Annotated in this window: 24 protein-coding genes; 10 read left to right on the forward strand and 14 right to left on the reverse strand. The window is 44.9% G+C overall.

The features are described 5' to 3' along the window. Positions 1 to 290: 290 nt before the first annotated feature. Together AC1XUF_RS22650 and queG are read right to left on the reverse strand one after the other, a co-directional pair. Positions 291 to 704 carry a DUF1761 domain-containing protein gene (locus tag AC1XUF_RS22650; RefSeq protein ID WP_483344124.1) on the reverse strand — a complete coding sequence of 138 codons (414 nt, stop codon included), beginning with the start codon at positions 702 to 704 and terminating at the stop codon, positions 291 to 293. Positions 705 to 779: 75 nt separating this feature from the next. Then, complete coding sequence (gene queG / locus AC1XUF_RS22655) at positions 780 to 1,727, reverse strand: tRNA epoxyqueuosine(34) reductase QueG (protein ID WP_483344125.1); 948 nt, start codon at positions 1,725 to 1,727, stop codon at positions 780 to 782. Positions 1,728 to 1,838: 111 nt separating this feature from the next. Between queG and AC1XUF_RS22660 the strand changes: the two genes are divergently transcribed. The 3 genes from AC1XUF_RS22660 (at position 1,839) to AC1XUF_RS22670 (ending at position 4,951) form a co-directional block, all read left to right on the forward strand. Continuing rightward, the gene (locus AC1XUF_RS22660; RefSeq protein ID WP_483344126.1) at positions 1,839 to 2,459 is read left to right on the forward strand and encodes a nucleotide exchange factor GrpE; all 621 of its coding nucleotides are present in this window, start codon (positions 1,839 to 1,841) and stop codon (positions 2,457 to 2,459) included. A 38-nt stretch (positions 2,460 to 2,497) separates the two neighbouring features. Next, complete coding sequence (gene dnaJ / locus AC1XUF_RS22665) at positions 2,498 to 3,661, forward strand: molecular chaperone DnaJ (protein WP_483344127.1); 1,164 nt, start codon at positions 2,498 to 2,500, stop codon at positions 3,659 to 3,661. A 111-nt stretch (positions 3,662 to 3,772) separates the two neighbouring features. Next, complete coding sequence (locus AC1XUF_RS22670) at positions 3,773 to 4,951, forward strand: endonuclease/exonuclease/phosphatase family protein (RefSeq protein WP_483344128.1); 1,179 nt, start codon at positions 3,773 to 3,775, stop codon at positions 4,949 to 4,951. A 92-nt stretch (positions 4,952 to 5,043) separates the two neighbouring features. On the opposite strand, the gene AC1XUF_RS22675 is transcribed toward AC1XUF_RS22670, so the two are convergent. The 8 genes from AC1XUF_RS22675 to AC1XUF_RS22710 form a co-directional block, all read right to left on the reverse strand. Then, positions 5,044 to 8,016 carry a glycosyltransferase family 117 protein gene (locus AC1XUF_RS22675; RefSeq protein WP_483344129.1) on the reverse strand — a complete coding sequence of 991 codons (2,973 nt, stop codon included), beginning with the start codon at positions 8,014 to 8,016 and terminating at the stop codon, positions 5,044 to 5,046. 143 nt (positions 8,017 to 8,159) lie between these two features. Then, entirely contained in the window at positions 8,160 to 9,485 is a 1,326-nt protein-coding gene (locus AC1XUF_RS22680; protein WP_483344130.1) for an ABC transporter permease, read from the reverse strand. Positions 9,486 to 9,524: 39 nt separating this feature from the next. Next, positions 9,525 to 10,439 (reverse strand): ABC transporter ATP-binding protein, encoded by a 915-nt coding sequence (locus AC1XUF_RS22685; protein WP_483344131.1) that lies wholly within the window; start codon positions 10,437 to 10,439, stop codon positions 9,525 to 9,527. A gap of 156 nt (positions 10,440 to 10,595) precedes the next feature. Further along, complete coding sequence (locus tag AC1XUF_RS22690; protein WP_483344132.1) at positions 10,596 to 11,030, reverse strand: hypothetical protein; 435 nt, start codon at positions 11,028 to 11,030, stop codon at positions 10,596 to 10,598. A 154-nt stretch (positions 11,031 to 11,184) separates the two neighbouring features. After that, the gene (locus AC1XUF_RS22695; RefSeq protein WP_483344133.1) at positions 11,185 to 11,589 is read right to left on the reverse strand and encodes a hypothetical protein; all 405 of its coding nucleotides are present in this window, start codon (positions 11,587 to 11,589) and stop codon (positions 11,185 to 11,187) included. A 125-nt stretch (positions 11,590 to 11,714) separates the two neighbouring features. After that, entirely contained in the window at positions 11,715 to 12,941 is a 1,227-nt protein-coding gene (locus tag AC1XUF_RS22700) for an alanine dehydrogenase (RefSeq protein WP_483344134.1), read from the reverse strand. A gap of 37 nt (positions 12,942 to 12,978) precedes the next feature. Continuing rightward, complete coding sequence (gene tsaE / locus AC1XUF_RS22705) at positions 12,979 to 13,425, reverse strand: tRNA (adenosine(37)-N6)-threonylcarbamoyltransferase complex ATPase subunit type 1 TsaE (RefSeq protein ID WP_483344135.1); 447 nt, start codon at positions 13,423 to 13,425, stop codon at positions 12,979 to 12,981. Positions 13,426 to 13,445: 20 nt separating this feature from the next. After that, a complete protein-coding gene (locus AC1XUF_RS22710; protein ID WP_483344136.1) occupies positions 13,446 to 14,531 on the reverse strand; it encodes a Gfo/Idh/MocA family protein in 1,086 nt (361 codons plus the stop codon). Between the two features lie 344 nt (positions 14,532 to 14,875). Between AC1XUF_RS22710 and AC1XUF_RS22715 the strand changes: the two genes are divergently transcribed. Then, positions 14,876 to 15,883: a sugar phosphate isomerase/epimerase family protein gene (locus AC1XUF_RS22715; protein WP_483344137.1), complete on the forward strand. Its 1,008-nt coding sequence runs from the start codon at positions 14,876 to 14,878 to the stop codon at positions 15,881 to 15,883. Between the two features lie 19 nt (positions 15,884 to 15,902). On the opposite strand, the gene AC1XUF_RS22720 is transcribed toward AC1XUF_RS22715, so the two are convergent. Next, positions 15,903 to 16,601 carry a hypothetical protein gene (locus tag AC1XUF_RS22720; RefSeq protein ID WP_483344138.1) on the reverse strand — a complete coding sequence of 233 codons (699 nt, stop codon included), beginning with the start codon at positions 16,599 to 16,601 and terminating at the stop codon, positions 15,903 to 15,905. Between the two features lie 320 nt (positions 16,602 to 16,921). On the opposite strand from AC1XUF_RS22720, the gene AC1XUF_RS22725 reads away from it, so the two are divergent. After that, on the forward strand, positions 16,922 to 17,959 hold the full coding sequence (locus AC1XUF_RS22725) for a Gfo/Idh/MocA family oxidoreductase (protein WP_483344139.1): 1,038 nt from the start codon (positions 16,922 to 16,924) through the stop codon (positions 17,957 to 17,959). Between the two features lie 74 nt (positions 17,960 to 18,033). On the opposite strand, the gene AC1XUF_RS22730 is transcribed toward AC1XUF_RS22725, so the two are convergent. Then, on the reverse strand, positions 18,034 to 18,396 hold the full coding sequence (locus AC1XUF_RS22730) for a hypothetical protein (RefSeq protein WP_483344140.1): 363 nt from the start codon (positions 18,394 to 18,396) through the stop codon (positions 18,034 to 18,036). Positions 18,397 to 18,879: 483 nt separating this feature from the next. Here AC1XUF_RS22730 and AC1XUF_RS22735 point away from each other — a divergent pair, with 483 nt between their 5' ends. From AC1XUF_RS22735 to AC1XUF_RS22755, 5 genes are all read left to right on the forward strand, one after another. Then, positions 18,880 to 19,428 (forward strand): RNA polymerase sigma factor, encoded by a 549-nt coding sequence (locus AC1XUF_RS22735; protein ID WP_483344141.1) that lies wholly within the window; start codon positions 18,880 to 18,882, stop codon positions 19,426 to 19,428. Positions 19,429 to 19,439: 11 nt separating this feature from the next. Further along, positions 19,440 to 19,811 carry a hypothetical protein gene (locus AC1XUF_RS22740; protein ID WP_483344142.1) on the forward strand — a complete coding sequence of 124 codons (372 nt, stop codon included), beginning with the start codon at positions 19,440 to 19,442 and terminating at the stop codon, positions 19,809 to 19,811. A 126-nt stretch (positions 19,812 to 19,937) separates the two neighbouring features. Next, a complete protein-coding gene (locus tag AC1XUF_RS22745; RefSeq protein WP_483344143.1) occupies positions 19,938 to 20,195 on the forward strand; it encodes a hypothetical protein in 258 nt (85 codons plus the stop codon). Positions 20,196 to 20,198: 3 nt separating this feature from the next. Beyond that, entirely contained in the window at positions 20,199 to 20,420 is a 222-nt protein-coding gene (locus tag AC1XUF_RS22750) for a hypothetical protein (protein WP_483344144.1), read from the forward strand. Between the two features lie 16 nt (positions 20,421 to 20,436). Then, positions 20,437 to 20,841, forward strand: a complete 405-nt coding sequence (locus AC1XUF_RS22755; RefSeq protein WP_483344145.1) for an Hsp20/alpha crystallin family protein — start codon at positions 20,437 to 20,439, stop codon at positions 20,839 to 20,841. A 96-nt stretch (positions 20,842 to 20,937) separates the two neighbouring features. Here AC1XUF_RS22755 and AC1XUF_RS22760 read toward each other — a convergent pair whose 3' ends face one another. Beyond that, entirely contained in the window at positions 20,938 to 22,716 is a 1,779-nt protein-coding gene (locus AC1XUF_RS22760) for a RagB/SusD family nutrient uptake outer membrane protein (RefSeq protein ID WP_483344146.1), read from the reverse strand. Between the two features lie 39 nt (positions 22,717 to 22,755). Further along, positions 22,756 to 25,944, reverse strand: a complete 3,189-nt coding sequence (locus tag AC1XUF_RS22765; RefSeq protein WP_483344147.1) for a SusC/RagA family TonB-linked outer membrane protein — start codon at positions 25,942 to 25,944, stop codon at positions 22,756 to 22,758. Positions 25,945 to 26,101: the final 157 nt, after the last annotated feature.

Below are 26,101 nucleotides of genomic sequence, written 5' to 3' on the forward strand. Positions count from 1 at the left end.
ATTCCGAATTATAGCTAGCAGCACGTAGCGAAAGTCCAATTATCCTACACAAAAGAAATATTATATGTCCTAAGTACATTTATAAAAACAGAAGATAATTTCTGCGTGCTCGAAGACACCATTTCAAAATGTTCTGTATCCCCAAAATGGACTGAAGGTAACATTTGTAAAACATCCCCAAGAAAAAACAGGAATTATCGTATAAAATGGACGCAAAGACGCTGGTTCGGGGATATCCGGAACTAGTATTAAAATAAGATGTGAAAAGAAGGTCACCGCGGCTCTCCGGGCTACTCGTACTTGCGCCAGACACCCAGAATACTCCCAGTTACGGAGTAGGTAATCACACTCACGCCGCCGTCGATCAATGAAAGCAGCAGAGGCCTGAGCGAAAACATATCTTTGACAATGACCTCGGAAAGGACAAAAACAGCCCCCAAAAGCAGCCCGGTCAGGAAACCGGCAAGAAGTGATTTGACTGGAATTTTAGTAAAAATCCAGGCTATTGTATAAGCCACGAAGGAGAAAGAAACGATACTGGCAAGATAGGGAGCCGGGCTTGTTGCCGACTTGACTTGCTCCATGGTGAAACCGTTTAGGGCCATCCATTTTTCCGAAAAAACACTATACCATAAAGCCGGAATGATTTGTCCTATCACCACGCAGACCAGCACCGCCCAAAGATTGACAGATTGTTTTCTCATAATTTGAGTGTTTTATTCAGTCATCGAAAGGAACTCCCGAGCTCAAATATAAAAGTTTAAACCGAATTGCGCTTTTTATTTAGACGATGTAACAAATTCGATATTGCGCTTCAAGCCTTCGAATTTGGCGCGTTTTACGGGGGAACGGCGGAAGATTTCACGGAAAACTTCCTCGGTAATTTCCTGCCAGTCACTGGATGTAAAGCCGGTCAGACTTTCGGGCAGATCGAATTCTTTTGTTGCGTGGGGTTTTGAAAAACGGTTCCAGGGACAGACGTCCTGGCAAATGTCGCAACCGAAAATCCAGTTGTTGAATTTGCCTTGCACGTCCTGCGGAATAGACTCTTTCAGTTCAATCGTGTAATAACTGATGCACTTGCTCCCGTCCACCACAAACGGATCCGTAATGGCATCGGTCGGACAGGCATCCATGCATCGTGTGCAAGTCCCGCAATAATCCCCTACTGAAGTGTCATAGGCCAGGTCGAGGTCGCAGATGATTTCTCCAATAAAGAAGAAGCTGCCCATTTCACGGTTTAGCAGGTTTGAATGTTTTCCGATCCAGCCCAGACCGCTTTTTGCAGCCCATGCTTTGTCCATGACCGGCGCCGAATCCACAAATATCCTCCCATTCACCTCTCCTATTTCTTCCTGGACAGAAAGCAGAAGTGCGCCCAATTTTTCTTTTAACACAAAATGATAGTCCGTGCCGTAGGCATATTTGGATATTTTGAGATCTTTTTCGCCTTCAGGAAGCTTACTGTCGGGATAATAATTGAGCAAAACCGAAATAACACTTTTTGCTCCGTCGACCAGCTTGCGGGGATCAAGCCTTTTATCAAAATGATTGGCCATATAACCCATTGCACCGTGATGGTGCTTGTTCAGCCAGTTTTCGAGCCTCGGGGCTTCGCTTTCCAGGAATTCAGCTTTGGATATACCACAAAAGTCAAACCCGTTTTCCCGGGCTCTGGCTTTGATAATCTGACTTCTTTCCTGCTTGACGAGATCTTCGGTAGTCATCTTACAAAGTTACAAATTGATTGTAAAATGCCATCTTGTCAGTATTTTAGCTCTGGCAAAATAATTTAGGGGAAAAGTGGGCATTATAAAAGTCACGTTATTTTAACAGTTATGCCGGAAAATACAGAATTCAACATAGATCAAGACAAAAACTACGTAATGAACGAGGATAACGCCCCATTGGAAACTGACAATCTGGAAAACGAAGAAATTACTGAAACCACCAACTCCGTGCCCTTGGACAATGCTGGGCAGGAAATCAAAAATGAGGCGCCTGCGGTTGATCCACTTGATAGCGCCAAATCCGAGATTGCAGAATTAAAGGATAAATATTTGCGTCTTTATGCGGATTTTGAAAATTTCAGAAGAAGGACTGCAAAGGAGAAATTGGAAATGATTTCCGGCGCAAGTGCTGATATGATGAAAATAATCCTCCCCATTGTAGATGATTTCGAACGGGCCAAAGTTTCATTTGATTCCTCCACAGAAATCGAGGCGCTCAAAGAAGGTGTAGACCTGATTTACAGCAAGCTGTTCAAGACATTAGAATCGAAAGGGCTTAAACCCATGATTTCCAAAGGCGAAGCGTTCGATGCAGAATTACATGAATCAATTGCCCAATTTCCGGCACCTTCAGAAGATTTGAAAGGAAAGGTTATCGATGAGATAGAAAAAGGGTATTATCTTAATGACAAAGTGATACGCTACGCCAAAGTCATCGTAGGCTCTTAAAATATTAACCTCCTTAAAGGATTCACGACCAATCTAAAATGGCAAAGAAAAGAGATTATTACGAGGTGCTTGGAGTAGACCGTGGCGCAGCAGCTGATGACATCAAAAAAGCCTACCGCAAGCTAGCCATCAAATTCCACCCGGACAAAAATCCGGACGACCCCACTGCGGAAGACAAATTCAAGGAAGCCGCTGAAGCATACAGCGTTCTGAGCGACGACAACAAACGTGCGCGTTATGACCAGTTTGGTCATGCAGGTGTGAGTGGTGCTGGTGGTGGAGCCGGCGGTTTCAGCGGCGGAGGATTTTCAATGGACGACATTTTCTCCCAGTTCGGGGATATTTTCGGTGATAGCAGCCCATTTGGCGATATTTTTGGACGTACCGGCGGCGGAAATGGCCGCAGGGTGCGCAAAGGTTCCGATTTAAGGATCAAATTGAAACTGAATCTGGAAGAGGTGGCCAATGGTGTTGAGAAGAAAATTAAAGTAAAAAGACATGTTACCTGTAATACCTGCGGGGGAAATGGGGCGAAACATGGCACGTCTCTCACCAATTGTAATACTTGTAACGGAACCGGCCAGGTTCGCAAAGTAGTGAGCACCATGCTGGGTCAGATGGTATCTACCAGCACCTGCCCAACTTGTAATGGCGACGGCAAGATCATCAGCGAACGCTGCGATTCTTGTGCAGGGGAAGGAAGATTGTTACAGGACGACCTGATCACCCTGAATATCCCTGGAGGCGTTGCCGAAGGCATGCAGCTTTCCATGTCCGGCAAAGGCAACGTTCCTGCCCGTGGCGGCGTTGCGGGAGACCTGCTGATCGTAATTGAGGAAGAAGAAGATGCGCTTCTGAAAAGAGATGGAAACAATGTAGTGTTTGACATGCATCTGAGCTTTATCGATGCAGCGTTGGGTACGTCGGTTGAAATACCCACGATTGATGGAAAAGCAAGAATAACAGTAGAATCGGGCACCCAGGCGGGCAAAATTCTTCGCCTGAAAGGAAAAGGTGTAAAAGACCTGAACGGCTATGGAAAAGGGGATCAGCTCGTACATATCAATGTATGGACGCCCCAGCAACTCTCCTCCGACGAGCGTGAAACATTGGAATCACTTCGCCATTCGCCCAATTTCCAACCGAAACCAGGTAAGAACGAAAAGGGTTTTTTTGACAAAATGAAAGACTTTTTTCATTGATATTTTGGGACACCAGTTTATATACCGAGCCACTTCCGAAACGGGGTGGCTCTTTTTATTGAACACCCAGTATAGCATTTATTTATTCCAGTGTATTAACATTTAATTTCTATGAAAAAGCTACTGCTTTCGTCACTAATGCTTTACACGATTCCGTTGCCTGCACAGCCTTCCAAACCAGTTGAACTCACATTTGCTACCTATAATGTAAGTATGGAAGCAGAAAACTACGTTCCGCGGGGCACCAAGGGCAATTCGGAGCAAATTTTGGTCAGGGAACTTGCATCGGGGCAAAATCAGCAGATACATAACATTGCCCGGATCATCCAAACGGTAAGGCCGGATGTGATCCTTCTGAATGAATTCGATTATATCAAAGATCCGCAGGCAGGTATCTTGCAATTTGTAAAGGCTTACCTAAAAGAAGATTCTGGTGACACAAAAGGCATTGATTATCCTTACTACTATTACTCGACTGTCAATACGGGCCAGCCAAGCTCTTATGACCTGGATAATAATGGCAAGGTCGAGCAATTCGGAAACGATGCCTGGGGATTTGGAACCTTTCCAGGGCAATATGGCATGGTACTCCTGTCCAGATACCCTATTGAAATGGGACAGGTGAGAACATTTCAGCATTTCAAATGGAAGGATATGCCCGGCGCACTGAAGGTCACCAAGGCAGATGGTACCGACTGGTATTCGGCGGAGGCATGGGCGAAATTTCCGCTATCGTCAAAATCACATTGGGATATCCCTGTTAAAGTCGGAAAAGAAACCGTTCACATCCTTGCAAGCCACCCTACCCCACCGACCTTCGACGGGGCGGAAGACCGCAATGGCAAACGAAACCACGATGAGATCCGGTTTTGGAAGGATTACGTCAACGACGCGGACGGGGCCTATATTTACGATGATAAAGGAGTAAAAGGTGGTTTGAAGCCCGATTCCCGTTTTGTGATTCTCGGAGACCAGAATGCTTCCCCCGATGAAGGAAACGCTATTTCGGAAGGCATCAGATCGTTGTTGAACAACCCGAAAGTCAACAGTGAAATGGCCCCAGCCAGCAAAGGAGGTGCTGAGTATAGCACTTCGAATGCGTTTGCCAAAAATCATACTGCCTTCTGGAGAATGCGTGCTGACTATGTACTGCCTTCTAAAAAGGGATTTCAGGTACTTGATAGTGGTGTCTTCTGGCCATCAAAAGGAGAACCCAAAGCTGACCTGGTCGAAAAGAGAGAATCCAGTTCAGATCACCGGTTGGTTTGGGTAAAAGTGAAGATGCAATGACAAATAGTGAATAATTTGCGGCCGTCCAGTGAATGGGGTCGAAGACGTGACGGATAACCACCATGCCTTCGACCCTGCTCAATTTGCAGTCACTATTGCCCGCCGTACATATTAAATGCAGCCAGATGTTTCTGGAATATCGCTTCGTATTTCTTCGCGACAGCTTCCTGTTTCGCTTCGCGGCATTCCTGTACGATTACTTGCATGATATATAAATAAACATTACTGTCGCGACGTCTGGTTGTGCCATTGTCTTTGGCCCAGGTCAGGACCTCATCGGCACGCTTCGCCATTGTTTCAGCAATTTCCAATGCTCTTTTGGTTTCCCCCAGATCGAACAATGGTCCGATGAAATTGGCGGAGAACTGATCGTATGGAATGCTCTTGTCCGGCATGGTCGCCAAAGATTTATCAATCGCTTTTTTAGCTTCATCTCTTCTGCCGTCGGCGATTAACTGCCCTGCCAGGCGCAGAAAGGCTATACGCGCCGTCGCAACCGGAGAACCCAGATAGGTATTGTCATAGTATGTATTGGGGTTGTCAAGATCACGCCAGAACATTTTGGTCATCAGATTGTTGTACATCACATCCGAATTCACATAACCGTCATTGGCACCAGGGACCTTCACCGGCAATAAACGATACGCATACCCTTCCAGTTGCATATACTCTTTCAGGTTCAGGTAACTACTTCCTCCCAATGTAGATGAGAAGTAAATCGGCCGTTTCCAGTCGTTGGTAGCGATGATATCCAGCATGATGAGATCCGATTTATATAAATCGCCCTTACCAATTGTCCAGCTGATAGAGTCACTAACAAATGGAAGCAGGTCACTTTTTATGATATTCATTTTCTTAACCGCCTCGGCATTGACCGGCAAGAACAGCACCGATGAGGGGAGAATAGAAGTCATATCACCACTCGTCAGCGGCACCTGGATCGCTTTATTTTCCTGCCTTACCAAACCAAGATATTCTTTCAGGTTGATACCTGCCTTCACACTTGGAATTTCGTAAAACGGCACAATGTCATTTTTTCCAAAAGCATAATTGCTCTTGTCCAGAGAGATGGGCAATGCCTCTGACAAATAGGTTTTACGCTTCATCTGATCAATATACCAGTCGGTTCCCAATAAGCTGAGGTTACAAACGCGCACGTCGGTACGGAAACCTTCTACTTCCTGGACGTACCACAAAGGAAATGTATCATTGTCGCCGCCCGTGAACAGGATCGCATTCGGGGCGCAGGAATTAAGCAGGTTCTTGGCAAAATCAACAGAATGGTATCTGTGGTTACGATTGTGATTATCCCAGCCCTTTGCACCCATAATTACCGGCACTACCAGGCTTATTGCTGTTGCTACCCCTGCACGTGCCGCGGGATTTTTCACAAACTTGCTGATCGCGTCAAAGACTGCGATGACCCCATATCCAATCCAGATACAGAAAATATAAAATGATCCTACATAAATATAGTCCCTTTCGCGTGGCTCAGTGGGCGGCGAATTCAGGTACATGACAAGGGCCACACCTGTCAAAACAAATAATAGCCCAAGGACCAATAAGTCGCGTTTTTGACGAAAAAATATAATCACCACGCCAAACAAGCCCAGTAAAAATGGAAGCATGAAATAATTGTCATGCGCCTTGTTATTAAGGATAGGCTCCGGATATTTCTTGGCTGTATCCCACGGAAGCATGTTTCCGGCACCTTCCTCATCGCTCTCCCTACCTACAAAGTTCCAAAGGAAGTACCGCCAGTACATATGCCCGATCTGGTAAGAGAACATAAACGAAAGGTTGTTCCCCATCGTAGGTTTTTGCCCCTCCGCGAGGCCCGTCATTTGCCGGTAAAGTTCCGGGTGCCCACCCTGGGTGCTGTACATCCTGGGAAGCAGCATGTTAGCACCTGGCTCGTACTCATATTCGGGACGGTAGTCGTAAATGGTATATTTCCCGTCCTGTTTGCGATACATGGGAGCACCACGTTTCTGACTTACGGGACGCGAAACAAAAGATGGTCCGTACAACAATGGCCGACTTCCGTATTGCTCTCTTTTCAGGTACGAAACAAAGCTGAGAACATCATTTGGGTTGTTTTCATTGATCGGCGGGTTGTATTCAGCACGCACCAGCACCATCAGATAACTTGCATAGCCTATCAACACGAAGGCAAGGGACAACAATCCGGTGTTCAGCAACACTTTCTCTTTCTGGTGAGAATACCGGATCCCCCAAACCAACGCGCCCAAAAAGATAATGATAAAGAAAATTACGCCGGATTTGTAAGGTAACCCCAGCGAATTCACGAAGAATATTTCAAACTTACCAGCAACACTTGGCAGACCAGGAATGATACCGGAGTTAATGATGGCAAGAATAACAAGACCTCCTAAGAAGGCGAGGATACCTCCAAATAATGTATTCTTCGGATATTTTTTGAAATAGTAAACCAGCGCAAGCGCAGGGATTGTAACGAGGTTCAATAAGTGGACACCGATAGAGAGCCCTACGAGGTAAGCGATCAGGATCAGCCAACGGTTTTCGGTTGCCGGGTCTTGTACTCTTTCCCATTTAAAAACCGCCCAGATTACAATGGCCGTAAAGAAAGAAGACATCCCATAAACTTCTGCTTCAACCGCCGAAAACCAGAATGAATCGGACCAGGTATATGCCAGTGCGCCCACGATACCCGCTCCCATCAAAAGAACGATATCACCAGAATCGAGCTGCTCGTCCGTTTTGGAGATCATTTTGCGAACCAGCAAGGTAATGGTCCAGAATAAAAAGAGAATAGTAAAGGCACTGCTCAGCACCGAAACCATATTGACCCAGTAAGCTACATTGCTCAGGTCACCAAATGCGAAAAGAGAAAAAAGACGTCCAATTAAAAGGAAAAACGGCGCTCCCGGGGGGTGAGGAACCTGCAATTTAAAGGCACAAGCAATGAATTCCCCGCAATCCCAAAAACTGGCTGTTCGTTCAACTGTAAGTGCGTAGGTAATGAATGCGATTGCGAAGACAATCCAACCCGTAAGGTTGTTGGAACGGTTGAAACGGGTCATTTGAAAGACGGTAGATTTGAAAAATTTATATGCACAATGCGCAAAGATGGCAACTCCCTTGGAGCATTTTTACCAATGATCGGCCAAAATTAGCAAAATTACCACAACAGCAAGATTTTCCGTCTCTTAAAAAGTGTTAAGAATTACTTATAAAAGATCCATTTGGCCAGCTCTTTATAGCTCACTTTTTTACCATACATCAGAATCCCTACCCTGTAAATACGGGCCGCCAACCAGGTAGTGCCCATAAAGCCGAGCACGAGTAAGACCATAGACAGCGCGATCTCCCATGCAGGAACACCGAACGGGATCCTCACCATCATGATCACTGGTGACGTGAACGGAATAATGGATGTCCAGAACGCAAGGTTACCGTCGGGGTCGCGCAGCACAAACTGGGCAAACACAAAAGAAAAAATAATCGGCAGGGTAATAGGCAACATAAACTGTTGTGTATCTGCGTCGTTATCCACGGCTGCCCCCACGGCGCCAAAAAGCGCGCTGTAAAGCAGGTATCCTCCCAGATAGTAAAACAAAAAGCAACCCAGGATCAGCGGAATGTTCAGGCTGTTGACTGCACCCAGAACTTCGGCAACCGGGTTTTCGACATTACCTCCGGGCATCTGTTGATTGGGCATACCCTTCTGGATTTTCTGCATTTCCTGTTTGACCTGATCCGACTCGCCGGACATACGGGCGCTTAAAACTGCGGAAGTTGCGCTGGTTAATGCGGTTGTTAAAGTGATCCAGAGAACAAACTGGGTTAATCCCACCAGTGCCACGCCAATGATTTTGCCGAGCATAAGGTCAAACGGCTTGACAGAAGAAATAATAACTTCAACAATCCGGCTGGTTTTCTCCTCCGTAATACCCCGCATGACCTGCGTTCCGTAAATGAAGACGGACATATAAATAAGGAATGCACAAATTCCCCCAATAACGGTTGCAGCACCGGAGCTACTGGCTTTCTCGCCCTCTTCACTGAGGCTAATGGTTTCGGAAGTAACATTGACACGCGAATCTTCCAGGATTTTGTGTGTAATACCGGCTTCAGAAAGTTTGATGTCCTCGATTTGCTTTTCGATTACCTTTTCAATTTCCGATTTGAGGTCCATGCTAACGTTCTTCTCGGCATAAATCCGAACGCTCTTGGGCTTTTTAATCACATCCTTCGGTATAAAAACCAGTGCATTGGCTTCACTGTTCTTGAAACCAGCTTTGGCCGAATCGATATTGCTGTCGATGTAAATAAATTTAAGCGTCTCCGAATCCTTGAATTCCTTCTTGAAAAGTCCGCTTTCATCCAATACCTGAACCGTTTTGGCATCGATCGAACCTACTGCTACCCAAATAACGGCCGCATAAAAGCCTACAAAAAGCAGCGGTGCGAGCAGGGTCATGATCAGGAAAGATTTTTTCTTGACCCTTACCATATACTCCCGTTTGATAACAAGAAAAATATTGCGCATTTAACAAAAGTTTAAAAATGATGAAGAACGTTGAATAAACTACGCTTCCGGTACCTCATTGACCGACCGCATGAAAATGTCGCTCATACTCGGAATATTTTCTCCGAAAGAACGAATTTCTACTTTTGGCAACAAGCTCATCAAAAGCTCGTTAGGGCTGATATTCTCCCCGAGGTAGATATTCGTTCGCCGGTAACCGCCTTCCAGCTCTTTTTCGTCACGAATGTTGTAAGCCTGTTCGAGCCCGTCCAGTTCGCCCCTGTATTCAACAAAATAAGTATTGGTTTTGAACTGCTCCTTAATCTGCTTTTTGGGGCCATCGAGTACTTTCCTCGACTTATGAATCAGTGCAATGTTGTCGCACAGTTCTTCCACGGTTTCCATTCTGTGGGTCGAAAAAATGATGGTGCTACCTTTCTTTTTTAGTTCAAGAATTTCGTCCCTGATGAGGTTTGCATTGATCGGATCAAAACCTGAGAAAGGTTCATCCAGGATAATCAAGTCGGGCTCGTGTAATACAGTGGATACAAACTGGACCTTCTGTTGCATCCCTTTGGAAAGATCGGACACGCTTTTGTCCCACCAGGTCTTGATATCAAATTTCACAAACCAGGTTTTTAGCTTGTCCATGGCCTGCCTTTGAGACAATCCTTTCAATTGGGCAAGGTATAAAAGCTGCTCACCCACTTTCATTTTCTTGTAAAGCCCCCTTTCTTCGGGCAAATAGCCGATTCTGGATATGTGGCTTGAATTCAAGACTTTACCGTCAAACAATATCTCTCCTTTGTCAGGGCCGGTTATCTGATTGATGATACGTATCAACGAGGTTTTTCCGGCACCATTTGGACCTAATAAACCGAATATGCAGCCTTTTGGGATTGAAATGCTTACGTCGTCGAGCGCAACATGATTGGAATATTCTTTAGTAACATTCCTGACTTCGATGATATTCATAAGATGGGAAACGCTGTAATTTGCACCAAATATGTGAAATATAAGTAGCAGGAATAAAGTTACAAGTAAGAATGCATTATTTGACGGATCAATGGCAAAATAAAAAAGCGGGCGGAAAACCGCTCGCTCTGTGCAAAATCGATCAGTAGTCAGTTATTAGATGTATTTTTCTCGGATCTGAAACAATACCCAAAATCCCAGTATACCGCCAATGATCGCCCCGAGAAGGGCCAGCTGAATCAGATTACTCACCAACCCGACGAGTAACGCATAGTATAACAGGTTCCAGCCAGCTCTTTTACGGGCCCTTAGTGGGGTAAACGCCATCAGATACATGATCAGCGTGATCACGCCCAGCGCAATACTCAGGTAAAAGTTAAATCCAACCCCAACTGATACAGCACCAAGGCCAAGCGCGGCGCTGCCAATCCCTAGTGCGGTGAGCAATCCGAAAATAGCAATCACCGAAAGTACAAGCATAAAATAAGGACCGTACTGTACAAGAAATTCTTTGACAGTATCTGAGAACGGGGGAAACTTTTCAAGAAAAATGGGTTCCAATTCCTTTTCAAGGGGCAATTTCGATTCCATAGGGAGAAGTTTAAACTGATTATCAAGAAACTATCTGATAAAGCTAATTTTTTTTCCCCTTTACCTGCCTCAGAAATACCTAAGCGGGAAAATAGTTTATTTTCCGGCACGAGCACTTGATTTTACGGCGCATTAGCCTACAAAGTGAAGAAGATCAATCTTCGGGATAGGGTACAAATACAAAGCCCGAAAACTCCCCGATCAATGCAAAAAGACAGCAAAATTCGTCTGGGTTCTTGTAATTTTCTGTAAACATCGGAAGTGATTCCTCCCCTATCAATTTGCGGTCGACAAACTCCTGCATGTAGGATGCCCGGTATACATATAAGTTACCAAGTTCATGCGAATCAATGAGCAATGCGCCGATCTGAAGTTCATTATTTGTAACTGCAAAAATAGGGTACTCGGAAAAACCCCGCTTCCGGATCTGATAAGAAGCTTCCTTTAACTGGTCCGCCACTTTGATAAAATCCTGTGATATATTCCCCATGAGTTTCTGGTTCAACTCCGGAGAGTTGGCATCATCCATCAGGGTGTTTTCGTTACTGTTGTTGATCATTTTTTTGGTTTTAGCTTTTGGGCTGAGATAATGTTGAACTATTGCTATTAATCATTAACCAGCAGCTTTTCAGTCATGTTTAAAATATGCACGATGAAGCTAAAGCTGACGCTTAACTAACGCCCCTACATCCTCGCCGCAAGCAGCAACGTCAAATCCTTGTACCTCATATTGAAGTTTCGGGCGATGTGTGAATTGGTCAGCGTTCCTTTATGGCAATACACCCCCTTCATAAACCACCTATTGGCATAAATCATTTCTTCTATGCCACCAATTGTCCCGGTTTGCAATAAAAAAGGTAAAAATACATTACTCAATGCTGTACTTGCAGTATGCGCAACCCGCGATGGTATATTGGGCACGCAATAATGGATCACATCATTATACTTAAATGTGGGGTGCTTGTGACTGGTCATTCGTGAGGTTTCAAAGGAACCGCCCTGGTCGATACTTACATCGATAATGACAGAGCCGGGTTTCATCTGCGCTACCATCTCTTTGGTTACAACCAACGGACTGATACCGTTTTCAGCACGCATGGTACCAATGACCACGTCTGCCCGCCCAATCGCCTCGGCAAGTGTGTCCGAATCAATGATAGAGGTATACAAATTCTGGCCAATCGAATATTTGAGCCTCTGTAGCCTATAAATGTGCTTGTCGAAAACCTTGATATCCGCACCCACACTGATCGCAGCGCGGGTGGCATATTCTGCAACCGTACCTGCACCCAGGATTACGATTTTGGTAGGAGGTACACCGGTAATGCCCCCGAGTATAATTCCCCGGCCACCGTTTGGTGTTGACAAATATTCAGCCGCGATTAACAACACCGTACTCCCCGCGATTTCGCCCATTGCACGGATAATCGGCTTTCCGCCTACTTTATCCTCAATCAGTTCGTACCCAATGCCGGTTATTTTGAGCTCGTTCAGTTTCTCAAAATAATGCTTTTCAAGAGCCGGCAAATTCAAAGCAGAAATGAGTGTGGTGCCTGATTTGACATATCGGAACTCTTCTTCCACCAGGGGCTCGACTTTGAGTATCACTTTTGCCTGATAAACCTCTTCGACACTCTGGACAATTTTTGCCCCTGCCTCACTGTACTCATGATCCGAAAGATTTGCGCCTCTCCCTGCATCCTTCTCCACCCACACTTCATGGCCGTTCCTGACGAGTATCCCAACGGCATCCGGAGTTAGCGCAATGCGGTTTTCCTGTAACGACACCTCTTTGGGTAAGCCGATATGCAATGAATTTTGGTCCTTTCGGACAGCCATCAAAGATTCTTGCGGATAAAGGACCGATTGCTTGGCAAGCTCTTCAAAACCGGTAATCTGAGGTTGTGCCATTAATGAGCAAATGAAAATGAAACCATGTTAATACCTCTTACACCTTTGTAACTTCTAATATTCTCATGCCATTTTCATCGGCCTGAAGATTTAAATGCAAATATTGCTGCGGCCACAGAGACGCTATTTTCACAGGCCATTCCACAAAGCAATAACTCCCCGAATCGAAGTATTCTTCCACACCCATATCCAGGGCTTCGGTTTCATCCTCAATCCGGTAAAAATCAAAATGATAAATTAGCTTTCCGTCAGCTTCGTATTCGTTGACCAGCGAAAATGTTGGACTTTGTATATGCGACTTTACCCCTAGCTTTCTGCACAAGGCTTTGATAACGGTTGTCTTTCCAGCCCCCATTCCCCCTTCGAAAAGCCATACAGAAACATCCCTGCCAAGATCCAGCAGATCGGCAGATACTTTTTCCAGTTCACTAAGTGCTTTGAAGTGTATGATGGCAGGCTCGGCGGTCATTTTGCAAAAATACACAATTTGGAAAAAAGGTCACCTCAGACCCTCCATTCCTTTTGCATACTTCTTCCCAGTAGTTTGTCAGCTGCTTTGTCATTTTTAAAATTCTCCTTGCCCGGGTCCCATTTCAGCGAACGGTGTAACTTGTAGGCGATATTGCCAATATTGCAAACTGTGGCCGACCGGTGGCCAATCTCGACGTCACAAATAGGCCGTTTCCTTTCTTTAATAGCGTTGAGAAAATCGCGGTAATGGTTTTCGCTGACATACACATGCCCATCACCTTCATTAAATGTTTTTTGATCGAGCACCTGCGGAGTCGTTCTCAGCTCTCCCCTGGCGACGTATACTTCACCATCCGTCCCGACAAAATGACAATGTGACTTCCCTTCCATAGGACGATGTATTAACTCCACGCCGTTGGCGTATTGATAGATCAACCCTTTTCCTGGTTCCGAGTAAATCAACTCCTGCGGACCTGAATTGTCCATATCGAGTCCCCATTGAGCGATATCGAACATATGCGCACCCCAGTCGGTCATCCCTCCTCCTCCGAATTCAATGTAATCCCTCCATTTTGGCCAGAAAGTCGCAGTCATAACGGGGGCCAGTTCGTTGTTATACGGCCTGTCCACTACGTTGGGCCCCATCCACATTTTCCAGTTCAGGTCTGCGGGTTTTGTTTCCGCTTTCAAATCCCATTCCTTGGGAGGACCTCCAACACTCACATATATTTTCTTTACCGTTCCGATAGCGCCCGTTCTGACCAATTGAACCGCCTTGGTGAATTCCTTTGACGATCGTTGCATACTGCCAGTCTGGAAAACGCGATCATGCTTACGAGTTGCATCTACCATCGCCCGTCCTTCTTTAACAGTCAGGGATAAGGGTTTTTCGCAATAAATATCCTTACCAGCTTCGGCCGCCCGAACTGCCATGGATGCGTGCCAGTGATCAGGTGAAGCGATGACCACCGCGTCAATACCCTTTCGGGACAACAGCTCCCGAAAGTCGGCATATCCTTGGGCCGACTTATAGTCAGCTGCCTGCTTTTCGGAATACCATTTGTTGACCTGATTAACAAAGCTTTCCTGTTTAACACCATATACATCGGACGCTGCCACAACTGGACATCGGGAAAATCAAGAAAACGGTTACGCAACCCTCCCGCCTGCCTGCCACATCCAATAAAGCCCAAGGTGATCTTGTCACTCGGGGCTGTAAAACCTCTGCCTAGCACATGCCTGGGCACAATCATCAAGGAAGATATAACTGCTCCCGCTTTCAAAAACTCCCTACGGCCGATGTTTTCCGTTTTCATTTTTTCTGAAATAAAATGCCTTAAACCGATATTCTTTAAAGTTAAAAGCCCTTCATTCTACTGAATTTAGGGCATCCTCAAAGAAGTAACCTCTTCGGGGACTGCAATGGATCTCTCGTAAAATCACGTGAGTTTGGCGGTAAAAAAATGATCTTATTCACTTATGACTTTAAAGTCAGGACAATTCCAAGCAGCCCTATCATGAGAGATCCTATTTCACGCCGAAAATTCCTCATCAACAGCGCCATTGCAGGAAGTATCGTGCCGGCAATCGCCAAGGAGACTTTCTCTCAATCGCGTATTTCAATGGCTGATATCCCCAAAATCAACATTTTCTCAAAACACCTTCAGTTCCTGAATTATCAGGATATGTCGGAAGTTGCGAGGGAGATTGGATTCGACGGTATCGACCTGACGGTTCGCCCGAAAGGCCATGTCCTGCCCGAAAAAGTTGAAACTGACCTTCCCAAAGCGGTTGAGGCGATGAAAAAAGTAGGTTTCAACCCCTTGATGTTTTGCACCGCGGTTGAAGATGTAAACAATCCCGTTGATAAAAAGGTATTGGAAACAGCCGCTCAGCTGGGTTTCAAATATTACCGCATGAACTGGTACAGATACAATGAACAGCAGCCGATTCCCGAGCAGTTGTATGGATTCGCTGAAAAAATGGCCGGCCTTAGCAAGCTGAACAGTAAAATCGGTTTAAACGGATGTTATCAGAACCACTCGGGCAGAATGGCTGGGGCTTCGATGTTCGAGATCTGGACAATTCTACAAAAGGCAGATCCCAAGACAATGGGTGCACAGTACGACATTCGTCACGCCACTGTTGAAGGCGGATTATCCTGGCAAACCGGCTTCAATCTGATTCGCCCCAATATCAAGACTATTGTTCTCAAAGATTTTATATGGGAAAAAGCCAATGGAAAATGGGCTGTCAAAAGTGTACCTATGGGAGAAGGAATGGTTGATTTTAAAACTTACTTAAGGTTATTAAAAGAGTACAAAATAGAAGTACCTATCTGCCTTCACCTCGAGTATCCCTTGGGTGGCGCAGATCAGGGCGCCGACAAAATAACAGTAGATAAAAAGGTAGTTTTTGACGCGATGAAACGAGATTTAAAAAAAGTAAGAGAATTGTGGGCCGAATCGTAAAACTGAAAAAGAACCTCATCTACATATCATGCAAATTATTGATTAACAAAGACGTGTACTTCCTAGTACTTCTTTCCACACTAAGAGAAGTTAAATGTTCCAAAACCTCAGATAAAATTTGACGCTCAGTAGCAAATTTCGGATTAGCCAACATACGTAAAGCATTCTCTGAGGCTAGTCTGAATGTAAGAGTATCTACACGCGACGCCCAAATATCAGCATCAAGCTGAAAAATCCACAGCTGATTCTTTTCGGCATATGCTTTCAAAGCAGAGACTAAAAAAGGAAGATCTTCTTCTACAAGCTTCAGGTATCCATCGTAATTGGCGACAAGCATGCTCTTCACACCCGAATCCCCCGTTGCCGAGCTGAAATAGTCAAGTGCATAATCTGCCCCCTGCAACCTGATAGCAGTCGCTAAAAAAATATTCGAAACGATGGGATCATGTTCTAGTGAAGCTAAGGATTTAAGAAGCGCAATTGCGGAGGTGTCGTTCATTGCAAGCAATGCTCTTGCAGCGGCATTTTTTTGTCTACGTGTTTCTCCACTGAGAGTCTCACGTAGGCGGGGCAAAAGTTGGAAGTACTTTGCCATTGCTGCCGCATTTCCAATATGAGTAGGAACAAAACCCTCTTCCGAAACAGCGCGATCGAGATCGGCGTTGGTGACGTTAACCGCTGCATTCCGTTCATTGAAAACCTTATAACTCAATTTCATTCTTATATGGATATGACGGAAAACTGATGACTTCCAAAATGACTGTAAACTCCTTTACAACCAAGCCGAGAGCTGAGATATTAGAATTGAACCGCCAGCATGCTCTGGATTTGATCAGGGTTCCGCAGAAATAGCTAATTTGAGATTGAACGCACTAAAATTCATTTTCTTTTGAAATTTGTCATGGCAAATGAGATTAATGTTGGTCACTAGCTATGAAAGTGGATTCAAAACTTAGTCTTCAAAACAATATATCGTTGTAGTTGCTGCTCCGTATGTCTTTGAAATTATCTTTACCAAAAAGCAAAATCCCTAAAATTATGTCTTCAAAAACTCTCAATGTCGGGCTGATTGGCTTTGGATTGTCCGGGCGATACTTTCATTCCCCGTTCCTGAGTACCAATCCCGGATATAAGATCAAAACCGTTGTTGAACGCACAAAAAATGAGGCACAGGAATTTGATGCTTCGATTGGTAATGCCAGATCGGTCGACGAACTGCTCAGTGACCCCGAAATTGACCTTGTCTTTATCTGTACGCCCAATGATACCCACTTCCCCTATGCAATGGATGCTCTTGAAAACGGGAAGCATGTGGTGATCGAAAAACCATTTGCTGCCACGGAAAGTGAGGCCAGGCAATTGGCTGAGTTGGCAAAAAAGAATGGTTTGGTCTTAACAGCCTACCAAAACCGTCGCTGGGACTCCGACTTCCTGACGCTCAAAAAGTTAATTTCCGAAGGAAGGTTAGGTGATATCGTGGAATACGAAAGCCGTTATGATCGCTACCGTCAAGTAGTGCCCACCGAATCGTGGAAGGAAAAACGTGTTCCGGTTGGCGGAAATGTTTACAATCTCGGCCCGCACCTGATTGATCAGGCTTTGGTTCTTTTTGGCGAACCAGAAACCGTCACCGCGGAAGTACGTGTGGTGAGGCCTTACAGTGAAATCGACGATTATTTTGACATTCGACTGGGTTATAAGGATAAGCTGGTCATTCTCAAATCGAGTCTGATGGTTTATGAAAACCAGCTCCGCTATGTGCTCCATGGCACGAAAGGGTCTTTCATAAAAGGTGGATTGGACCCACAGGAAGAAACTTTGCGTAAAAACATTTTACCAACTGCAAAACCCTGGGGCGTTGAACCGGAGAACCGCTGGGGCAAATTGTATACCGAAGATTTTACCGGAGTTATCGAAAGCGAAGCCGGTGATTATGCTCCTTTTTATCAAAACGTTTATGACGCAATCGTTGAAGGGGCGGAGCTGGCTGTCAAACCCGAAGAAATTATTCGTACCGCAAGGGTGATCGATCTGGCATTCCGGAGTAGCGACGAAAAGCAGGTAATGACCTATTGATTGCGCTCGGCATAAAAAGTAAAAGGCAGTCCGGGGTGGACTGCCTTTTTTGCGTATGAAGGTCTTATCTTCAATTATTTCACTACCGCGATAACCTGACGTTTTGTTTCAGTTGAGATCGAGAACGGCTTTGTAGAAATTTCGCTCCCATTGTTGATTACAAAGCTGTAGTTACCATCTGCCAGATTCGACAAGTCGAAAATTTTAGAATAGCTTTCAGATTTTGGAATGGATGTGCTGTAAACAGTGTCTCCGCCGAAATCTTTGATCACTACCGAAGATCTCTCTTTCACGTTCTCAAGCGTCAATTTGAATTTCAATTCTCCTGTCGAAACTAGTTCGATTGCAGCATTTTCTTTTACTTTTTCGGCAGCGATAGAAAGGTTTGCAGCTGATACTCCCACCAGAACCGCGATTGTCAAGATTGTCTTTTTCATTTTATTTCTAATGTTTAATGTCCAACTAATGTTCAATTGTACTTTTTAAATATTTGCAAATACTCTGTTTCTACTTACTAAATCAAACTTCAAAATGCTGTGTTTGACTGATTTGATGATTCAAATGTAGGCAACATACTTAATACAAGTCAATAACATGATTTTCCAACAATGAAAGTTCTTTTTCTTATTATCTAATAATATTAAAATAGTTATACGTTTATTAAAAAAGTACAGCAAGTCGTTTGAAAGTTGACAGTCGAATTAGAAAAGTACAATTTACGATTTTTTGTACTTTACAAAGAAATATCAATAACAATTGTTCTTTTGACACTTTAACTCAAACAAGGGTTTCCAAAACCCCATTTGTGTGAGTAAGTCATTCGTGTCCATTCTCGTCTCAGCGGCAAGAAAAATTTCCGTAGTTAAAGTATTTTGCAAAATCATTCGTCTGGTAACTCACTATCAATTCCTGCGATCAGTTTGTCACAGAAAAAACCAAATATCATTCAAACCGTCACATCTTACAGTAAACAGCTGCTGGGCTTTATCCGGCAACGGGTTAACACGGATGAGGATGCGGAAGATATTTTGCAGGATGTCTGGTTTCAACTGAGTAGTCTGCCTGAAATCGAGGCAATTGAACAAATCGGGAGTTGGCTTTACAGGGTCGCGCGTAACCGCATCATCGACAAATACCGTAAACAAAAGCCCGATTCACTGGAAGATTACGGCTACGAGGACGAAGAAGGCGAATTTTATTTCAAAGACATTCTACTTGCCGACGACAATACGCCCGAAACAGCTTATATGAAAGAGCTTTTCTGGGAGCAACTCACCATCGCCTTGCAGGAATTACCCGAAAATCAGCGACAGGTTTTCATTTGGAATGAATTGGAAGACCAGACCTTTCAGGAAATTGCCGACAGGACCGGAGAAAACATTAAAACATTGATATCACGCAAACGTTACGCTGTCCAGCATTTAAGACTGCGGCTGGAATCTGTTTATCGTGAGTTCGTTAATTATTAAATTTGTTGATCATGAACCAGCAGAAAAGATACAGGAGGCACTTCGCATTGATCCCAATTTTCGCATTGGCAGGCGTTTTGATTTTCGGCGCGGCCGTACGTTATCTGTGGAATGCCATTTTACCCGAAGCAATAAATGTAAACCCGATATCATACTGGCAGGCGGTAGGATTGCTTGTATTGTGCAAAATCTTGTTCGGAGGTTTTGTGAAGCCAATGGGTAACCGCAACAGATGGAGAAAATGGCAAGGTTTTGAGCGTGGTCCGGCCCACGGACGATTTGGCGCACGGCGGGGCCGATGGATGCAATTGAGTGACGAAGAACGTCAGAAGTTCCGGCAGGAAATGCGAAGAAGATGCGGAAAACCTCCTGAGAGTATTTAGCAATAAAGCCCGGACAAAAAAGCCGGGCTTTATTTTTTGCCTCCTTAAAGTATTTATTCTCGCTGAACGTCTGCGACTATGTACGCACCACCGTGTATATATACAAATCAAAACAAAACAAACGCCATGATTGCACCAATTTTGAAAGTAATAGTAGCAGGTATCCTTGGAGGTATCTTATTGTTCGCGATACCGTTTCTGCTTTTTAAAGCGGTCGTCCTTTTTCTTTTCATTGGATTCTTATTACGCCTGATCGCCGGAGGAAGTAGATATGGGCGATGGAGAAGGTATCACCCACGTTATGACCATTATGAAGTCTACGAACCTTTAGTGGGAAAGGAAAGGCTCCACGACCATTTTAACCGAAATCCTAAAAAAATATAGACAATGAAAAGAAGCACAAGAATATTGCTGGGCGCCAGTATTGCGCTGATTACAGCCGCGGGTCTCCGTTGGACTGTTGGGGACCGCTTTCATCAAAGAATGCCAGGACGTTATGGCGAATTCGGCTGCGGACATTTTGGCAAGGCCCCACATCACAAGTCAGACTCTGATATGCCAGCTCGGCCGCAGGAAAAGCCAAACGACAACTTAAACAATAATCAATAAAACAAAGACGAATAACATGTGTAACAGATATGGGAATCGTGGTTTCGGAATGCGCCACGAGTATTTAAGCAGAGGGGCCTTCGGCAGGCCCGAGGAATTCAGGGTACCTGTTAACATCGCTAAGAACGATGGCAGCTATGAATTGTTCATTTTCGCACCCGACCGCTCCAAGGAAGATTTTAAGATCAATTTAAAAGGTCATGAATTGAGCGTTTCCTATGCCCTGAAAAATGAACAGGCAGAAACCAAAAACTGGATCCGCCATGAATTCAGCAAGAGTTCATTTGAACGTTCCTTTATGATAGACGAGACAGTTGACGCGGAGAATATCAAGGCGGAGTATGTCAACGGCATTTTACAACTCGTGCTGCCTATTTTGCCAGGTACCGAAAAACCTGAGCAGGAAATAAAGATCAGCTAATCAACGCCGCACCAATGAAGAAAGCCTCTGGACATTCAGTCCAGAGGCTTTTCTAATTACAACGCTTAACAAATATTGGTATTAACTAACCAAAAACTATTTATAGGCCGGATCCTGTGTAAGGGTTGCAACACCCGCTTTGTAAGACCGGTCAATCGCTTCCTGAGGGATCGGGAAATATTCGTTCTTGCCTTTTGTAAAAACAGCACCCTTTTTATAAACACGCTTGGTTGACTCCACGGCCACATATTTGTTCAGGGTTTCTGCTGCGATACCCCATCTCTGCAAATCAAAGAACCTGTGGCCTTCCATTGCAAACTCCAGGCGTGTCTCAAATCTTACGGCTTTACGGGCAGTTGCCGCATCCGCCCATGGCGCGTCGTAAGTCTTGATGAGGTAATTTGCTGCTGGCTCATTCAGAACGGTATAGTCGTCGCGTGATTTGGTGCCTTGTACGGCCTTCTTAACAAACCCTGCAGGATTGGCTGCACGCGTGCGAATCTGATTCACAAGCTTCCTGGCGTTTTCCAAATTACCTAACTCTACCTCTACTTCGGCCAGCCAAAGCAGTATCATACCATAGCGCATGATGCGATAGTTGTTGCTGGAAAGGTTACCCCAACCATTTATGCCAAAGCCTGCTTTTTCGGAGATATGCTTCTTAGGGGAATAAGGCCCTGCGTAAGTTTGATCCCTGATGAAGTCGCTTCCATGGATTTTAAAATCCTTGAACAAAATTCCGCGGCGTCCAACTGTCTGATCCAAACGCGGATCCAGAGTTCCCGTATACGGCTCAAATGGGTCTGTATATTTTAAACCCTGATCATTTTTCACGTCTGAATCATTAAACGTATCTAACAACGGAAGACCGGTTGCACTTGTCTTGAACGCATTTACCAAGTTTTGTGATGGCTGGTAGAATCCGCAGCAGCCCCAGGGATCAATATAAGGGTGAGCAAGACCTACACCAGCATCAGCAGCATCTCCCGAGGCACTTGAAACTGAATATTGAATCTCAAAAATGGATTCGACGTTGTTACGGGTCGCAATCAGGAAGTTATCTTCGAACTTGGGCGCTAAAGAAAATTTTCCCGAAGCGATGATTTGCTCCAATATAGGTTTTGCTTTTTGTAACGCCGGAAGGTTCACTGCACCAGTTGTCACGTTCCAACCCTGATACATATAGGTTTTTGCCAGAAATGCAAGTGCAGCCCACTTGGTTGGACGTCCAACCTGGCTTTGCGTTTCAGGGAGACCCTCGGATGCTGCTTTGAAATCTGCTTCGATCATTGGCCAAACATCCTTGTCATTAGGAATTTTGGTGCTTTCCAGATCATCCAGCTTATACGTATTCTCGTCAATGTAAGGAATTGTCTTCCACATTTTTTTTGCCTCGAAATGGTAAAGGCCGCGCAAGAATCTTGCCTCTGCGATGATTTGCGACCTTCTTGTTTCAGCCACTCCCTCTACCTCGGCCAGCGTATTGATCACGTCATTGGTACGGGCAACACCCTTATATAGTCCACGCCATTTGTTTTTGATGTGGTTATTGGTTGGCTGAAAATCGTATTTCTCAATAAAAGACTGCTCGGGCTGGTCACCGGCATCTGTACCCTTATAGGAATCATCTGACGCGAGACCTCCGAATACCCAGCTTTGGATATCGTTGTTCCACGAATCCTGCCCATCAAGCCCTTGGCCGTCAATCATTGCATAGGCTCCAATCAGCAAGCCTTCTACCCCACTTGGAGTTTTCAGGGCTGTGGGGCTGTACTGTCCCTGAGGATCTCTTGAGAGAAATTCATCTTTACAAGCGGTTACAATACCGATTGCGAGGCCCACGGAAAATAAATATTTAAAAAATTTCCTATTCATAATTAATCGGGAGTTTTAAGATCAATAAATAATTGGTTATCAGAACGAGAAGTTGAGGCCCAACAGGAATGTCCTGGATACCGGCATGTAACCTCCGTCAAAACCTAAGGTGTTATCCTGGCCAGTCTGGATTTCAGGGTTCAATCCCGAATACTTGGTGACAGTTAACATGTTTTGACCTTGTATATAAACCTGTGCATTGCTAAATCCAATTTTTGCTGCCGCCGCTTTGGGGACGGTGAAAGTCAGCTGCACGTTTTTCAGGCGGAAATAAGTGCCTTTTTCTACGAAGTAACTTGAAGGCCGGCTACTGATCTGGTCGTCGGCATCCATAATCGGCACAGTGCCTGATTTGTGATCTGGCTGCCACGCATCATACAAAGCACGTTTCGCTCTGTTACCCTGGAATGTGTTAAAGTCGGTGAAATAGCGCAGATAGCTAAAAATCTCGTTACCAACAACCCCGTTTCCAAAAATGGTAAGGTCGAACATTTTATAACCTACATTCAGGTTCACGCCATAAACAAAGTCAGGGTGGGGATTTCCGATTACAGTGCGGTCATCATCCGTGATTTTTCCATCATTGTTGATGTCGGCAATTTTGAATTTACCCGCTTTGTTATAAGAGCCGTAAGGTGCCCAGGCTTTCGCTTCTTCATCGGACTGGAATATTCCAAGTACCTTATATCCATAATAAGAAGACAACGGCAAACCGGCTTGCGTCAACGTTACGGCTGGCACGCGGGATCCAGAACCAAAATATTTGGTAGCATCACTTTCATCCAGTTTATTCACCTTGTTTCTGTACATTGAGTAGTTCACCGAAACGCCATAACGAAGATCTCCTTTCATGGCCGTATTACGGTAGCCTAAGCCTAAGTCGATTCCTTTGTTAGTCATTGCACCAACGTTGAAAGATGGCGCGTTTGCATCTCCGGCCGTAAACGTGATGGGCGTTGAAAACAGCATGTCTGCGGTTTTGCGGTTCCAGAAGTCGATTTCAAATGTTAAAGCATCGTTCAGGAATGTTGCATCCAAACCCAGGTTATTGGATGTGGTAGTTTCCCATTTCGCTTTTGGGTTTCCGAATGAAGAGGCATCATAGCCAATGGTTGGCTGGCTTGCCGATCCGTCGATTGGATACCCTGCGTGGAAGATATCGGCACGATAAGTTGTAAACGCGTTGTAGTCCCCAATTTTCTGGTTACCAGTTTTACCCCATCCATAACGCAATTTCAGATCATTAACAAAGCCGACACTCTTCATGAAATTTTCTTCGGATAGCCTCCATCCCGCGCTGAATGCAGGGAATAGCGCGCTTCTTGAAGCTTGCTGGAAACGTGAAGAAGCGTCATTACGAAGAATAAACTGAAACAGATATTTATCTGCATAAGCGTAGTTGATTTTTCCAAATTGCGAATAGAGACTGTAATCCCTGGTCACACCACCATAGTTAGTCGCCTTGGTAGCATCTCCCAGGTTCAGATAGTTAATGATCGAAGGAATTTCAAAGGCATAACCCGATCGGCTGGCGCCAAACTCTTCCGCAAACTCGCGAATGGATTCAATACCGACGTAAGCATCCACTTTATGGTTCGTTCCAAAATTCTTAGTATAACTCAGTGTATTGGTCCATACCCACTGATAAGAATAATTGTCGGTTGACTGTGAGCTGTTATTGAAGCTACCCTCTACATACTCTGGATTGGCGCGCCCGATATAACGGCCTCTCTGGCTCACACCATCGATACCGAGACTGGTTTTCAAGGTTAGGTTAGGGATGATGTCAAATTCGCCGTAGACGTTACCAAATGCGCGCAAACGATAAGTAGTGTTGTCTTTTTCGCGGTAAAGTGTTGCATAAGGGTTGGAGTTGTTACCAAGGTTCGCACCGCGTGAACCGGCAAAGTTCCCTGCAATGTCATAGATGGGCAGCAAAGGGTGGTGTTTGAAAGAACCGGAAACCGCATTTTGCTCTTGGTTGTTACCAAATCCGCCTTTTCTGTTATCAAATGAAACTGCCAGGTTTTCTCCTACGCGCAGGCGCTTGCCCAAAGCGGAAAATTCAGTGTTGGCACGAACAGTGTAACGATCATACCCAATGAACTTAACCACACCATCCTGACTGAAATAGCCCACCGATAAAGAGTAACGGCTGTTTTCAGTACCTCCGGAAGCAGTCAACTGGTAATTCTGGATGGGTGCTGTGGTGGTAAGCTCTTTCCACCAATTGGTGTCAGCTGCTTTGGTTATCGCGTAGATATTACCAGGCACAAGGGAATATTTTGAAGGGTCAACCTCAGGAGTTCCTGCTTTTCCTTTGCTTGGAAATACGTAGTCGGGAAGCGTAACTTCTCCGTTCGGGCCATAGGTGTACTGTCCGTGTGACGGCGTCTTACCGGCATACTTATCCGCCAGATAAAGGTATTGGCCAAGTTCTTTTGCATTAAGTGCCTCTACATCTTTATAAGCCTTTTGTGTTCCGTAATACGCATTAAAAGAGATCACAGGCTTACCTATCTTGCCTCTTTTAGTAGTAATAATCACAACCCCGTTCGCAGCACGTGATCCGTAAATGGAGGCAGACGAAGCATCTTTCAAAATCTGAATTGTCTCGATGTCATTGGGGTTAAGGTTACCCTGGTTTTCAGTTGGCACACCATCGATAATAAACAGAGGGTCGTTGTTACCAATCGTACCAAAACCGCGGATACGGACCGTGGCATTACCGCCCGGGGTAGCATCATTCACAATGTTTAGACCCGAGGCACGTCCCTGAAGCTGCTGGGCAAACGTGGTAGCGGGAACCGATTGCAGATCCTTGGCATTCACTGTCGTAACAGATCCGGTAATGTCTCTTTTAGATTGAGATCCATACCCCGTTACAATTACTTCTTCCAGGGCACTTACATCGCTCACCATCGTCACGTCAATCACAGTGCGGTTGCCGATCGCGACTTCTTTTGCCGTGTAACCAATAAAGGAGATCACAAGCGTTTGGGCACTGGAAGGAACTTTGATGGTGTACTTGCCGTCTGCGTCTGTGGTGACACCCACGGTGGTTGAACCTTTCAAAGTGACTGACGCTCCGGGCAAAGTGGACCCTGTTTGTTCGTCAGAAACTTTCCCCGAAATCGTGATGTCCTGAGAAAATGCACTTTGGCAGATGAAAAATAGAAGCATACTGAGAACGAGCCTGCTTCCTAACAGGAGGTAATTTTTTTTCATAATGTTTTGTTAGGTTAATATCATTAAACCTCCCAAAACTATCATTTTTAATCATCAAAAAATCTAATTATTGGACAATATATTCAAATCAATAATTAATTGTACTTTTCAAATTTAAATTCCCTCAAAAACTTGTACTTTCTTAATAAAAAGAAGG

Source organism: Dyadobacter sp. HNCC25DJ185 (genome assembly GCF_056895195.1).

Coding starts and splice junctions, on each gene's coding strand:
- AC1XUF_RS22650 (WP_483344124.1), bottom strand. CDS start 704: ATGAGAAAACAATCTGTCAATCTTTGGGCGGTGCTGGTCTGCGTGGTG.
- queG (WP_483344125.1), bottom strand. CDS start 1,727: ATGACTACCGAAGATCTCGTCAAGCAGGAAAGAAGTCAGATTATCAAA.
- AC1XUF_RS22660 (WP_483344126.1), top strand. CDS start 1,839: ATGCCGGAAAATACAGAATTCAACATAGATCAAGACAAAAACTACGTA.
- dnaJ (WP_483344127.1), top strand. CDS start 2,498: ATGGCAAAGAAAAGAGATTATTACGAGGTGCTTGGAGTAGACCGTGGC.
- AC1XUF_RS22670 (WP_483344128.1), top strand. CDS start 3,773: ATGAAAAAGCTACTGCTTTCGTCACTAATGCTTTACACGATTCCGTTG.
- AC1XUF_RS22675 (WP_483344129.1), bottom strand. CDS start 8,016: ATGACCCGTTTCAACCGTTCCAACAACCTTACGGGTTGGATTGTCTTC.
- AC1XUF_RS22680 (WP_483344130.1), bottom strand. CDS start 9,485: ATGCGCAATATTTTTCTTGTTATCAAACGGGAGTATATGGTAAGGGTC.
- AC1XUF_RS22685 (WP_483344131.1), bottom strand. CDS start 10,439: ATGAATATCATCGAAGTCAGGAATGTTACTAAAGAATATTCCAATCAT.
- AC1XUF_RS22690 (WP_483344132.1), bottom strand. CDS start 11,030: ATGGAATCGAAATTGCCCCTTGAAAAGGAATTGGAACCCATTTTTCTT.
- AC1XUF_RS22695 (WP_483344133.1), bottom strand. CDS start 11,589: ATGATCAACAACAGTAACGAAAACACCCTGATGGATGATGCCAACTCT.
- AC1XUF_RS22700 (WP_483344134.1), bottom strand. CDS start 12,941: ATGGCACAACCTCAGATTACCGGTTTTGAAGAGCTTGCCAAGCAATCG.
- AC1XUF_RS22715 (WP_483344137.1), top strand. CDS start 14,876: ATGATCTTATTCACTTATGACTTTAAAGTCAGGACAATTCCAAGCAGC.
- AC1XUF_RS22720 (WP_483344138.1), bottom strand. CDS start 16,601: ATGAAATTGAGTTATAAGGTTTTCAATGAACGGAATGCAGCGGTTAAC.
- AC1XUF_RS22725 (WP_483344139.1), top strand. CDS start 16,922: ATGTCTTCAAAAACTCTCAATGTCGGGCTGATTGGCTTTGGATTGTCC.
- AC1XUF_RS22730 (WP_483344140.1), bottom strand. CDS start 18,396: ATGAAAAAGACAATCTTGACAATCGCGGTTCTGGTGGGAGTATCAGCT.
- AC1XUF_RS22740 (WP_483344142.1), top strand. CDS start 19,440: ATGAACCAGCAGAAAAGATACAGGAGGCACTTCGCATTGATCCCAATT.
- AC1XUF_RS22745 (WP_483344143.1), top strand. CDS start 19,938: ATGATTGCACCAATTTTGAAAGTAATAGTAGCAGGTATCCTTGGAGGT.
- AC1XUF_RS22750 (WP_483344144.1), top strand. CDS start 20,199: ATGAAAAGAAGCACAAGAATATTGCTGGGCGCCAGTATTGCGCTGATT.
- AC1XUF_RS22755 (WP_483344145.1), top strand. CDS start 20,437: ATGTGTAACAGATATGGGAATCGTGGTTTCGGAATGCGCCACGAGTAT.
- AC1XUF_RS22760 (WP_483344146.1), bottom strand. CDS start 22,716: ATGAATAGGAAATTTTTTAAATATTTATTTTCCGTGGGCCTCGCAATC.
- AC1XUF_RS22765 (WP_483344147.1), bottom strand. CDS start 25,944: ATGAAAAAAAATTACCTCCTGTTAGGAAGCAGGCTCGTTCTCAGTATG.